This is a genomic window from Acetobacter sp. KSO5, assembly GCF_044094635.1.
Lineage (GTDB): Bacteria > Pseudomonadota > Alphaproteobacteria > Acetobacterales > Acetobacteraceae > Acetobacter > Acetobacter cerevisiae.
Genome location: NZ_CP172014.1, coordinates 3,158,218 through 3,170,630, shown reverse-complemented (window position 1 = coordinate 3,170,630; position 12,413 = coordinate 3,158,218). Strand labels below are relative to the sequence as shown.

Genomic DNA, 12,413 nt, shown 5'->3' with positions numbered 1-12,413 from the left:
GCCCTTGTTAGGCGGTGGTTCGGTATGCAGGGGCAGACCTACGGACGTTCTGCCCCATGCATAAGAAAATCAGTCAGCAGCCAGCGGCATGTTGCGGTGCGCCATGGCTGTCGTCACGTGGTCTTCCAGAGCAGCCGTCACCTTGTCTGCCTGTTTGGCAAAGATATGGTCTGCATCGGGGAACACGCGGTAGTCCACCGTCACACCTTTCTGGGTGTTCAGCTTATCCACCAGTTTGTGGATGGCGGGTTCCGGAGCCATGTCATCCTTGCCGCCTGCAATCATCAGGCCACCACAGGGACAGGGTGCCAGAAAGCCAAAATCATAATAGGTGGCCGGGGGTGCGACACTGATCCAGCCGGTAATTTCCGGACGCCGCATCAGCAACTGCATCCCCACAAAAGCCCCAAACGAATAGCCCGCAATCCACAGACCGCTGGCATTCGGGTTGACCATCTGCATCCAGTCCAGAGCGGCGGCGGCATCGGAAATTTCACCAATCCCACCGTCATACCGGCCCTGAGACCGCCCGACACCACGGGAGTTGTAGCGCATGACCGAAAAGCCCATTTTTTCAAAGGACCGGTACATAGCGTAGGTAATGCGGTTGTTCATTGTGCCGCCATGCAGCGGGTGCGGGTGCAGCACCAGTGCCAGGGGGGCATTGGGCTGGTTGGAATGGTGGTAACGCCCTTCAAGACGCCCGTCCGGGCCGGCAAACATAACCTCAGGCATTCGGGTTCCGCATTGTTTTGAAATGCGTCCGTGGGCATGACGCATCCCGGTTTGGCAGATGCTCCGGCAGGCGGCGATGCCACGCTACAAGCCGGTGCGGGCGGGTCAGGCGGCCCGCAAAACATTCTTAAAAACAGGCCACCCACCGCCGCATGCAGGAAAGACGCGGCTGAGAAAGGTCTGTTATGGACATGGTATCATGCAGGAGGCAGGAAAAGGGGTGAGGCGCAAAATCTGAGATTGACCTTGTCGCCGGCAGGGGCATACTGCTCCTGTGTTGTCTTGTGGCCACCAAAGACACCGGAAAACAGACATTCCATGCTGGCCCACCTTGCTGCACTGTATGGTATCGACCATGTGCCCTTCTATAAGGGGTGTGCAGTCATAATTTCCACATAAATCGTTCTAATGGCTGTTTTGTGCCCCTTGCAGGGGAGCGCACGGACAAGTGAAGACAATCGGACAGAACCAGCAACTGGCCGGAAAGAGGAGCAGAGTATGAGTCTCTGGACGCGCAGCGGGAGTGAGACGCCGCGTAGGATTTATCTGGATGCCAACGCCACGGAACCGCTGCGGCCGGAAGCGCGCGAGGCCATGCTTGCGGCGGCTGACCTGACAGGCAATCCGTCCTCCGTGCACCGGGCCGGGCGCATGGCGCGGGCCGTGCTGGAAGATGCGCGGGATCAGGTTGCAAAAACCCTTGGTGTGGCCCCGCTGAATTGTATTTTTACATCCGGTGGAACGGAAGCCAATGTTCTGGCCATGCACGGGCTGGGGCAGGGCAGGCGCTTTTTGGTCGGCCAGACGGAACATGATGCCGTGCGCAAGGGCGTGCCGGCAGGCGCGCCGCTGACCTGGCTGCCCGTGGACACTGCCGGTCAGGTGCGGCTGGATGTTCTGGAAGCCGAACTGGCGCAGGACGGTCCGCCTGCCTTTGTCTGTCTGATGCTGGCCAATAACGAGACGGGTGTTCTGCACCCGATGGCGGAGATTGTGCGCCTTTGTCGAGTCTATGGCGCACATGTGCATGTGGATGCCGTGCAGGCGGCAGGCCGCATGGCGCTGTGTGTTGAAGAGATGGGCATGGATAGCCTTGCTCTCTCCGGGCACAAAATGGGTGGCCCCAAAGGCGCTGGGGCCTTGCTGCTGCGTGGTCCGGCTCCCGCGCGTCTGGCCCCGTTGTTTGAAGGGGGCGGTCAGGAACAGGGCCGCCGTGGCGGGACCCCGCCATTGCCAGCACTGGCGGGGCTGACGGCAGCCTTGCAGGCGTCTCTGGTCCAGCCTGCTCAGCCGCTTGCAGTGTTGAGGGATAAGCTGGAAGAAGCGGCTGTTGCCGCAGGCGCTGTGGTGAACGGCGGTGATGCACCCCGGTTGGCAAACACTACCAATCTGTCCTTGCCGGGGCGCAGAGCGCAGGGGCAGCTGATGCGGCTGGATCTGGATGGCGTGTGTGTCTCTGCCGGGTCGGCTTGCTCATCCGGCAAGGTTGCGGCCTCTCATGTGCTGGATGCCATGGGGCTGAGAGATCTTGCGGCGCAGGCTATTCGTGTGTCCCTGCCCTGGAATGTGACGGAAGACGACATAAATCAGTTTATCCGGGCTTATGAGGCCATGGCGCAAAGTGCTGCCCCGACCATTGCGGGCTAATCATAAAGGGGAGGACATGGACGAGCTTTATTTCGATCATGCGGCGACCACCCCGTGTGACCCCCGTGTACGCGCTGTGATGATGACTGCTCTTGAAGAAGAGAATGGGAATCCGCACAGCAGCACCCATGCTTCGGGCCGGAGGGCTGCGGCGCTGGTGGAGGCGGCACGGGCGGAAGTTGCAACTCTCATTGGGGCTGACCCGCGTGAGATTATTTTCACGTCGGGGGCGACCGAGGCCAATAATCTGGCCATTAAAGGTGCTGCACGTTATCTGGCCGCACAGGGCAGCCCGCGCCGCCGCGTGATTACCGTGGCTACCGAACATAAATGCGTTCTGGAAAGCGTGCGGGATCTGGCTCAGGAAGGTTTTGAGCCGGTTATTCTCCCTGTGGATGCCAATGGGCTGCTGGACCCGGCTGTTTTGCAAAAGGCGCTTGAGGTCCCGACCGCTCTGGTCTCCATCATGGCGGCGAATAATGAGACGGGCGTGTTGCAGGATGTGGCAACACTTGCCCCGCTGGTGGAGCAGGCCGGAGCTTTGCTGCATTCGGACCTTGCACAGGCGGCGGGGAAAGTTCCGGTCGATGTGCGGCAGATGGGTCTGGCTTTAGGGTCCATTTCCTCGCACAAACTCTACGGTCCTAAGGGCGCTGGAGCGCTGTTTGTTCGTCGCCGTCCACGGGTGCGGTTGCAGCCCCTGTTTTCAGGCGGCGGGCAGGAGCGCGGGCTGCGGTCCGGCACATTGCCGGGTTTTCTACTGGCCGGATTCGGGGCGGCCTGCCGGATTGCGCGGGAAGAAGGGCCGAAAGATGCCGCTCATCTTGCGCATTTGCGGGACGTGTTTCTGGCGCGCGTGAAACGCAGCCTGCCGGGGATTGTGGTCAATGCCGTAGCAGCGCCTCGTCTGCCGGGTTTGTTTAGTCTGCGTCTGCCGGAAGGCCTGAAGGCGCTGGACGCAATTGCCGCCATGCCGGGGCTTGCGGTGTCTCTGGGCTCGGCCTGTTCTTCGGCGGAAATCGCCCCGTCTTATGTGCTGGAGGCCATGGGGCTGGGGCACGATGAGGCCGGAAGAAGCTTGCGTCTCTCCCCCGGACGTTTTACCTCAGCCGCCGAGGCGGAGCGCGCGGCGGACAGGCTGGTGCAGGCCGCCATGACAAAGACAGCCTTGGCAGGATAAAAAACGAATGCCCCAGATGACGTTTGTTGAACAGGACGGAACCGAACGCACGGTTGATGCACCGCTCGGCCTTTCTGTGCTTGAAATTGCCCACAAGCATGGCATTGATCTTGAAGGAGCCTGTGAAGGCTCTCTGGCCTGCGCAACCTGCCATGTGGTTGTGGACCCGTCCTGGGCGCCGAAACTGGCTGCCGCCACGGATGATGAAGAAGATATGCTGGATCTGGCCTTTGGTCTGGAAAAGACGTCCCGCCTTGGTTGCCAGATTGTCATGACAGAAGCACTGGATGGTCTTGTTGTGCGCCTGCCGCGCACGGCCTGAACACCGTTTACAGAGAGAATAAAGGGGACGCGCCGATGCGCATTCTTGTGGCCATGTCCGGGGGGGTGGACAGTTCCGTGGTTGCCGCCCGCCTTCAGGCAGAAGGGCACGAGGTAATCGGGGCGACCCTTCAGCTTTATGATTCCCGCGGTGCAGCCAAAAAAGGCGCGTGCTGTGCCGGGCAGGACATCCGCGATGCCCGTGCCGTGGCCGACCGTCTGGGATTCCCGCATTACGTGATTGATGCGGAACGCCGGTTTAAGGACAGCGTGATCGAGCGGTTTGCCGATGCCTATGCGGCAGGTGAGACGCCGGTGCCGTGTGTGGCCTGTAATCAGGGCGTGAAATTTACCGACCTTTTGGGGCTGGCGAAGGAAATCGGGGCCGACGCCATGGCCACCGGCCACTATGTACGTCGTGTGGAAGGTCCGAACGGGGCGGAATTGCACCGCCCGGTTGATGAGGCACGGGACCAGTCCTGGTTCCTGTTCGCCACCACGCGCGAGCAGCTGGATTTCCTGCGTTTTCCGCTGGGCGATATGCCGGACAAGGCCGCCGTGCGTGAGGAAGCCGAGCGGTTCGGGCTGGTTGTGGCGGGTAAGCCGGACAGTCAGGATCTCTGCTTTGTCAGCGATGGGTCCTATGTGGACCTCGTGGAAAAAATGCACCCCGAGATGGCTGGTCCCGGCGAGATTGTGGACGGTTCCGGACGTGTTGTCGGCCAGCATGAAGGCGTGATGCGCTTTACCGTTGGGCAGAGCAAACGGCTGGGCAACGCGGCCCGGCTGGATGGTGAGCGCCAGATGGTTGTGGGTGTGGAACCGGGCCGCAGGCGTGTGGTGATTGGCCCGCGTGAGGGATCTTATGTCAGCACCCTTTCCGTGCGCGATGTGAACTGGCTGGTGGATGCCCCGCCGGAAGGTCTGGTCTGCCGCGTGCAGATGCGGGCGCGGGAAGAGCCTCGCCCGGCTCGTGTTGTGCCGACTGCGGAGGGCGCGACTGTTCTGCTGGAAGAACCCGCCATGCCCGCCCCCGGTCAGGCCTGTGTGTTTTATGATGGCAGCCGCATTCTGGGCGGCGGCTTTATTCGCCGGGCGGAGGCAACGTCGGCGGCCTGAAGGAGAGAAAAAATGGCAGACGGACGGCTTGTTATTGGAACGCAGCGCTATTCTTCATGGTCTCTGCGGGGCTGGCTGCCGGTCCGGCTGGCCGGACTGAATGTCGATATTGATGTCATCCCGCTGGCCGGTGGCGGCAAGACGACAGCCCTTAAAACCCTCTCTCCCAATGGGTGTGTGCCGTATCTGGAACATCATGGTGCCGTGGTGTGGGATTCGCTCTCCATTGCGGAATATTGTGCGGAACAGGACCCGGATCTGTGGCCTGCAGACCGCTGTGCCCGCGCCGTTGCGCGGTCCATTTCTGCTGAAATGCATTCCGGTTTTCGCGCTGTAAGGGCTGCTCTGCCCATGAATCTGGGCCGCGATAAACGTCCGCCTGCTGCCGGGTTTGATGAGGACGTGTTGAAAGACATCGCCCGTATTGATGCCCTCTGGACCGATGCCCGTATCCGTTTCGGGCAGGATGGTGCATTTCTGTTTGGGGCAGAGTTTGGTAATGCCGATGCCATGTATGCCCCCATCGTGGCGCGTTTCCTGTCCTACGATGTGCCCGGCCTTTCCGATATTTCCCGCCAGTATATGGCGGCTGTCCGCCAGCATCCGCTCATGCAGGAATGGTATGATCAGGCTGCGCAGGAACCCAAAGACTGGTATCTGGACGTTTATGAATCTCTGGCCTGAGCAGGGCCGTTTTTCTGTGATGTTCTGCCAGATATGATGGCGCGTTCCGGCGTGGGGCCGCCCGCGACTCCCACACCCACCGAAGCAACCGGAGGAAGCGGCGCACAAGGCGCGCTTTCAGCCTTGCGCGTTCTGACGGTGCTGACTCCAAGAGAGCGCTTTGCACCGGGTGAGGCCGGGGCCATTGCGCTGCTGGTGCGGCGCATGGCGGATAGTGCGGAAACCGTCGTGGGGCTTCCGCCTGTCGGGCAGTCCTTTGCCGGGGTGCGGTTTGTGCCTGTGGTGCCGGTCTTTCGGCCTTTCAGCCGTATTCAGCGTTATGCGGCGGGCGTTGCGCGTGTGGCCCGGTCTGTCCGGCCCGACCTGATTGAAGTCCATAACCGGCCCGATGTTGCTCTCGCGTTGCGCAAAGCCTGCCCCGGCCTGCCGATTGTGCTGGTGCTGCATAATGACCCCTGCGGTATGAAGCGCGCCCGCACAGCGGCAGAGCGTGAGCATCTGGGGCAGGCTGTAGCGGTGGTTGCCGTCTCAGAATGGGTACGTGGGCGCTTTATCAGTCAGGGTGTGACGTCCTGCGTGCGGGTGCTGCCCAACAGTCTGGATCTTTCTGCCTTGCCGCCACCAGCGGAACAGCGTGACCCGGTGCTGTTGTTTGCCGGGCGTATTGTGGCGGACAAAGGGGCCGATGCTTTTGTGGCGGCCTGCGCCCGCATCTTGCCCCGGCACGCAGGCTGGCGCGCTGAGATGATTGGCGCGGATCGCTTTGGTCCCGACTCGCCAGAGACTCCGTTTCTCAACGCTTTACGTCCGCAGGCTGAACAGGCCGGTGTGGTGCTGCGTGGCTATCAACCGCATGAGGCTGTGTTGCAGGCCATGAGCCGGGCCGCAGTTGTGGCAGTCCCCAGCCGGTGGCCGGAACCGTTTGGTATGGCGGCTCTGGAAGCTATGGGATGCGGAGCGGCTGTTGTGGCCTCGCACCGGGGCGGCTTGCCGGATGTGGTCGGAGATGCCGGGTTGTATGCGGACCCGGATGAACCGGATGATCTGGCCGATGTTCTGGAACGCCTCATCACCTCGCCAGCCCTGCGAGCGGAAACCGGTCAGGCCGGCCGCGCCCGTGCCCGGTTATTTGATGCTGGCCCGATGTGGGAAAAACGTCGCCTCCTGCATGAAGACATTGTGCGGGAATGGCGCTGGAAAGGACTGTTCCGTGCCTGATGGTGCCCGTTCAAGACCGTCCTTTGCTTAGAAAATCGTTTTTTCAGGCCTTAGATGCCCTGCCACCCGCAAGCCTGGAGTGCGGCTTCCATGCCTTTACGGGGAGGTGCTGTGGCGGAAACCGGCGGTGTGAGCGGCAGCATCAGGCTGCGGGCCAGCAAATGCAGCCCTTCCGGGTGAGGCTGCCCGTAGAGCGTATCTCCCAGAATCGGCCAGCCCATGGCAGCGCAATGAACACGGGCCTGATGCGTGCGTCCTGTGTGCAAAGAGAGTTCCAGCCAGCACATCCCCTCGCCGCGTCCCAGCACACGCCAGTCTGTGCGGGCCGGAGCGCCATCGGGATCAGTAATCATACGCCAGCCGGACGGAGTCGTTTTTTTAGTCAGAGGCAGGGAGACTTCACCTAGCTCTGCGTCCGGTCCACCTTTCACAATGGCCCAGTAGGTTTTGCGGGCTGTTTTGTCGGCAAAGGCTTTCTGCATGGCCAGAAGCGGCTGCTTGCGGAGGGCAATGGCCAGACAGCCGGACGTTTCCGCATCCAGCCGATGCGCGAGCCAAGGGCCGTCCTTGCGTCGGGAGAGCAGGGGGAAACAGTCTTCCACGCATGGGCCGCCCTTGGGGCCGGGATGCACGGGCACACCGGCGGGTTTATCCAGAATCACCACATGCTGATCCTGATACAGCACACTGAGCGGAAACGGGCAGGGGGTTGGTTTAGTCATTCCTCGCGGTTGGGGCCCGTCAGCACCTTGCGGCGGCCGACATGGTCGGCGCGGCTGATAATGCCCTCACGCTCCATCTGCTCAATCAGTTTGGCGGCCCGGTTGTAGCCAATGGACAGGTGCCGCTGCACGAAGGAGGTCGAAGCCTTGCCCTCCCGCGTCACAATGGCCACGGCTTCGTCATACATATCGGATTCGCCGTTATCACCGCCGCCGGATTTGCCGCTGCTGGCCGGGGCTTCTTCCACCGGTTCGGACAGAACGTCATCATCATAAATCGGCTCGCCCTGTTCCTTCAGGAAGTTGACGACCTGTTCGACCTCGTTATCGGCCACAAACGGACCATGCACGCGGGTAATGCGACCGCCGCCCTGCATGAACAGCATGTCACCCTGCCCGAGCAGCTGTTCAGCACCCTGTTCACCCAGAATGGTGCGGCTGTCGAATTTGCTGATCACCTGGAAGGAGATACGGGTCGGGAAGTTGGCTTTAATGGTGCCGGTAATCACGTCCACGGAGGGGCGCTGTGTAGCCATAACCACGTGGATACCCGCCGCACGGGCCTTCTGGGCCAGACGCTGCACACAGGCGTCAATTTCCTTACCGGCGGTCATCATCAGGTCGGCCACCTCGTCGATAATCACGACGATATAAGGCATCGGGTCCAGTGTGACGGACTGTTCCTCAAACACCGGGTTACCGGTTTCCGGGTCAAAGCCTGTCTGCACACGGCGGACAACGACTTCCCCATCCGCGCGAGCTTCTGCCGCGCGGGCGTTGTAGCCTGCAATATTACGCACCTGCAGATGCGCCATGGTGCGGTAACGGCGGTCCATTTCCCGCACGACCCATTTCAGAGCGTTCACGGCTTTGGGCGGTTCTGTCACCACCGGGGTCAGCAGATGCGGAATGCCATCATAAATGGAGAGTTCCAGCACCTTGGGGTCAATCATGATCAGGCGGCACTCATCCGGGGAAAGCCGGTAGAGCAACGAGAGAATCATGGCGTTGACGCCAACAGACTTACCCGACCCGGTGGTGCCTGCCACCAGCAGATGCGGCATGCGGGCCAGATCACTGAAGACGGGTTCGCCCTCAATATCTTTCCCCAGTGCAAGAGACAGATGCGCCGGATCTTCCCGCCAGTCTGGCTGATTGAGCAGCTCGGACAGATAAACCGTCTCACGCTTTTTGTTCGGCACTTCAATACCGATCACATTGCGGCCGGGGACGGTTGCAATACGGACACTCAGCACGGAGAGGGAGCGGGCGACGTCATCCGCCAGACCAATCACGCGGGCAGACCGGATACCAGCTGCGGGTTCCAGCTCATAGAGCGTGACGACTGGACCAGCACTCATGCCGACAATCGTGCCCTGCACGCCGTAATCACACAGTACCTGCTCCAGCTGGCGGGCTGTTTTGGTCAGGTCCTCTTCCGAGGGACCGTGTTGTGTACGGGCCGGAGCGGGCTTCAGCAGATCCAGAGGCGGGAGTTCCCAGCCGCCTTTCCGGGTCGGGGAGGAAGAAGCTTTAGCCGCTTTGGCCGGGCTGCCGGAGGTTGCAGCATCCTTGCCGGTAAACAACCGGCCCAGAAGGCCATTCCGGCCCTGTGCAGGGGCTGCGGACGGGGCAGGCTCCAGAGTCAGGCCAGAGGCAGCAACAGGCTCTTCCCTTACAGTGGCTGCTGCCTGAGTGGGAGCAGGTTCCTCCGGTTCCGGAGCATAGGCGGCAGGGGCTGCACTTCCTGCTCTGGCCGAGACCGGGATATCCTCCTCGTCCTCATCATCCTGAAACAGGCTGTGCGCAGACGCGCTGCTGCCTTTGGCGTAGGTCGTTTCTTCCCCGCTCGCATAACCTCCCAGCGGGCCGGAGACTTCGGCGGTCTGGGGTTTGCGGCTGGCGTAATAGCGCACAAAGCGCATGCCAAGCTGGCCGGGCAGGCGAACAAGCACCATCATACCGCGCCAGAGTGTCAGCCATTCTTCACGCCGCAGACCTGTGCAGAGGGCGGTGAGCAGAATGGCGAGCAGCCCCCCGAGAATCCAGATCACCATGCCGCCGGCCGGGCCAATGGCGGCTGTGCCAGCGGAGAGGGATGTCTGGGCAATGGAAAAGCCGATGCCTCCCCCAATGCCAGCCTGTGTCGGCCAGTGGATGGGGGGCAGGGCGGTAAACAGGAGCGGAATGGCGGCAAGAAGGGCCCCGGCAACGGGAAGCAGGCAGATCAGCGCCACCACGCGCAGGGCGAACACCATTGGTGCTTCATGCCCGAGCAGACGGTGGCTGAGGAAACGCCAGCCCCAGGCCATCAGGATCAGGGACGGCAGAACAGCAGCCAGTCCGATTCCCTGTAGCAGGGTGTCAGACAGCACAGCCCCGGTCATGCCCAGCAGATTAGTAGGCGGCTGGCCAGTTGCGGTGTTAAAGGAGGGATCGTTCGGGTTGTACGTAACCAGTGCGACCAGCAAGACGCAGGCGAGCAGGCACAGCAAAATTCCCCCGCCTTCTTCAAGGCGTAGACGAAACGCGCTTTTGTAAGGGGAGGGGACGTAATCGGAAGATCTTGAGTGGCTCACGCGCGCCAAGGGCCTGGATCCTGACTCCAAAAGGCCGCCCGCACCCTCCTCTGTCTGAAAAGGGAGACCGGCGACGGATAGTTGATGATGCTGTTTCAGGCTGAAACAGCCCGTAACCTAGCCTGAACTGGTGTCCTAAAGAAGGTTGAGAGGCGAGTCTTTGCGCAAAACGCGGGAACAAAAGCTTATCCCAGCAAAAACCACACCCGGAAAACCAGTTGTTCGAGCTTTTTATGCCGTCTGAGCTGCTTTAGACGGTGCATGAGAGAGACTCGGGAAAGTGCTCCCCTCCAGCCGGGCGTCTGCGCTTTGCGCAGCAGACGCAGAGCGTTCACTGCGGCAGGCGTGAGCAGGTTCTGCCGGTTAAGCAGATACAGCGTATTGGCCCGGAAAATATTCATGAATGCGGTCGGGCCACGCTTCAGGGCAGCCAGCGCGCGGTGCAGGAACTGGCTGCGTGCCCCCACGGCGTTTTTTTCATGTTGGCGATAGAACAGAGACGGCTGATTATCCGTAAGGATGCGTCCGCCTGCGCCACTTACTATCAGGTAAGCCCACCAGTCATGCAGGAGGAATGTAGGGGCGGGCATGGCTTTGCGGAGCAAGGCACAGGCCGCAGGAGACAGCATAAGGGTGCAACCTGTCGCAATATTCTGCGTCATGGCGGGCAAAAAGCCGGTGGTGTCTGGCAATTCGGGAGACAGGCCGGTCGGACGCAGGTTTTTGTCCGTCAGGGTCTGGCGTGTGCAGTACAGGGCTGGCGTAGATTCTGGCACCGTAGCCAGAGCGCGCAGGCCACGTTCCAGCTTGTCGGGAAACCAGACATCATCCTGATCACAAAACGCGACAGAAAGGGTAGGGGGCGTATGGGCCAGGAGTGTGGCGTAGGAGGCAGTGACCCCGAGATGCTCAGCATTGCGCGGCATGACTTCCACGCAGCGCTCTTTGCCAACCTGTTGGGCAAACTGGCGCATGATGGTCAGACTGGTATCGGTAGAGCCGTCATCCCGCCAATATAAAATCCAGTCAGGGTGGGTTTGGTGCAGGAGCGAGTTCAGCTGCTGCTGTAAATACGGGACGCCATTATAAAGAGACATAAGAATGGCAACAGAAGAGCCACCGCCCAAAGGAGCATTCTGGCGGTTTATAAGAGTGTGCTGGCTGGTCTCCTGCACCTGTGATGCTCTTCCTTCAGGTCCTGCGGGATACGAAACGCCTCCCGTGTGGGCGTGCAGCAAAGCTGCCTGGAAAATCTGTCAAATTTCAGACCGTTTCAAACAGCTTTGCAGGAGTTTTTACGCAGACTGTGCAAAAATCTGATCAACCGTTTTCCGCACACTGTCCTGCCATGCAGGCATTGTAACGCCGAAAACGTGCGTCAGTTTGCTGTTGTCCATACGGGAATCAGCTGGACGCTTTGCGGGAGTCGGCCAGTCTTCCGTGCGGATGGCGGTTACTTCCGGCATTTTCTGGCCATGGGGGACCGCATCCTGCAGGGCTGCAACAGCCAGACCGTGCCAGGTTGTCTCTCCCGTGCCGCAGGCATGGTAAATGCCTGCGAACGCATCTTTCCAGCCGTCTTTTTCCAGAACCGCAAGAATGGAGAGAATGGCCTCAGCTAGGTCATCCGAGCTGGTCGGATTACCTTTCTGGTCGCCCACCACTTTCAGAACCGGGTTTTTAGCGCCGGCATTGAGCATGGTGCGCACAAAGTTTTTACCGTGTGCGGAGTAAACCCATGAGGTGCGCAGCACGATGGTTTTGGGGTTGGCAGCCAGCGTCTTGCTTTCGCCTTCCGCCTTGGTGCGGCCATAGACAGTCTCGGGTGAAACCGGGTCTGTCTCCACATACGGTGCGCCCTTGTCTCCGGAAAACACATAATCCGTGGAGACCTGGATTAACGGAATACCGCGCTGGGCGCAGAGGCGGGCCAGTTCTTCCGGCCCGGTGGCGTTGGCGCGGGCAGCCCCTTCGGCCTCAGTTTCCGCAAGGTCAACCGCTGTCCATGCCGCAGCATTCACCACCGCAACCGGCTTGATGGCGTCCAGTGTGGCTGCAAGGGTTTCAGGCTTGTCGAAGTCAAAGCCCGGCCGGCCAACGCAGCGGATGCGCGGGCCACCCAGATTGACCAGAGAGGTTGCCAGCTGGCCTTTGCCACCCGTAACCAGAATGGGACCACCGTTTTGTGCAAGACGACTCATGAGGTCT

General features: G+C 60.8%; 11 protein-coding genes. 6 read left to right on the top strand and 5 right to left on the bottom strand.

Annotation, left to right across the window (positions count from 1 at the left end):
- Window positions 1-69: 69 nt before the first annotated feature.
- The gene (locus ACHQGU_RS14340) at window positions 70-735 is read right to left on the bottom strand and encodes an alpha/beta hydrolase (RefSeq protein WP_025828379.1); all 666 of its coding nucleotides are present in this window, start codon (window positions 733-735) and stop codon (window positions 70-72) included.
- A gap of 498 nt (window positions 736-1,233) precedes the next feature.
- Here ACHQGU_RS14340 and ACHQGU_RS14335 point away from each other — a divergent pair, with 498 nt between their 5' ends.
- The 6 genes from ACHQGU_RS14335 to ACHQGU_RS14310 are packed head-to-tail and all read left to right on the top strand — an operon-like array spanning window position 1,234 to window position 6,904.
- Window positions 1,234-2,382 carry a cysteine desulfurase family protein gene (locus tag ACHQGU_RS14335; RefSeq protein ID WP_395495450.1) on the top strand — a complete coding sequence of 383 codons (1,149 nt, stop codon included), beginning with the start codon at window positions 1,234-1,236 and terminating at the stop codon, window positions 2,380-2,382.
- A gap of 16 nt (window positions 2,383-2,398) precedes the next feature.
- Window positions 2,399-3,562 (top strand): cysteine desulfurase family protein, encoded by a 1,164-nt coding sequence (locus ACHQGU_RS14330; protein WP_395495449.1) that lies wholly within the window; start codon window positions 2,399-2,401, stop codon window positions 3,560-3,562.
- Window positions 3,563-3,569: 7 nt separating this feature from the next.
- Window positions 3,570-3,884 carry a ferredoxin family 2Fe-2S iron-sulfur cluster binding protein gene (locus ACHQGU_RS14325; RefSeq protein WP_043549910.1) on the top strand — a complete coding sequence of 105 codons (315 nt, stop codon included), beginning with the start codon at window positions 3,570-3,572 and terminating at the stop codon, window positions 3,882-3,884.
- A gap of 35 nt (window positions 3,885-3,919) precedes the next feature.
- On the top strand, window positions 3,920-5,002 hold the full coding sequence (mnmA, locus tag ACHQGU_RS14320) for a tRNA 2-thiouridine(34) synthase MnmA (RefSeq protein ID WP_395495448.1): 1,083 nt from the start codon (window positions 3,920-3,922) through the stop codon (window positions 5,000-5,002).
- Between the two features lie 12 nt (window positions 5,003-5,014).
- Entirely contained in the window at window positions 5,015-5,686 is a 672-nt protein-coding gene (locus ACHQGU_RS14315; RefSeq protein ID WP_395495447.1) for a glutathione S-transferase, read from the top strand.
- 33 nt (window positions 5,687-5,719) lie between these two features.
- Window positions 5,720-6,904 (top strand): glycosyltransferase family 4 protein, encoded by a 1,185-nt coding sequence (locus ACHQGU_RS14310; protein ID WP_395495446.1) that lies wholly within the window; start codon window positions 5,720-5,722, stop codon window positions 6,902-6,904.
- Between the two features lie 50 nt (window positions 6,905-6,954).
- Here the strand turns inward: ACHQGU_RS14310 and ACHQGU_RS14305 are convergent, their stop codons facing one another.
- The 4 genes from ACHQGU_RS14305 to rfbD form a co-directional block, all read right to left on the bottom strand.
- Window positions 6,955-7,626: an RluA family pseudouridine synthase gene (locus ACHQGU_RS14305; protein WP_395495445.1), complete on the bottom strand. Its 672-nt coding sequence runs from the start codon at window positions 7,624-7,626 to the stop codon at window positions 6,955-6,957.
- Window positions 7,623-10,205: a DNA translocase FtsK 4TM domain-containing protein gene (locus ACHQGU_RS14300; protein ID WP_395495444.1), complete on the bottom strand. Its 2,583-nt coding sequence runs from the start codon at window positions 10,203-10,205 to the stop codon at window positions 7,623-7,625. The genes ACHQGU_RS14305 and ACHQGU_RS14300 overlap by 4 nt, the downstream gene beginning before the upstream one ends.
- A 185-nt stretch (window positions 10,206-10,390) precedes the next feature.
- Complete coding sequence (locus ACHQGU_RS14295; RefSeq protein ID WP_395495443.1) at window positions 10,391-11,380, bottom strand: glycosyltransferase family 2 protein; 990 nt, start codon at window positions 11,378-11,380, stop codon at window positions 10,391-10,393.
- 120 nt (window positions 11,381-11,500) lie between these two features.
- Window positions 11,501-12,406: a dTDP-4-dehydrorhamnose reductase gene (gene rfbD, locus ACHQGU_RS14290; RefSeq protein ID WP_215753749.1), complete on the bottom strand. Its 906-nt coding sequence runs from the start codon at window positions 12,404-12,406 to the stop codon at window positions 11,501-11,503.
- Window positions 12,407-12,413 lie beyond the last annotated feature (7 nt).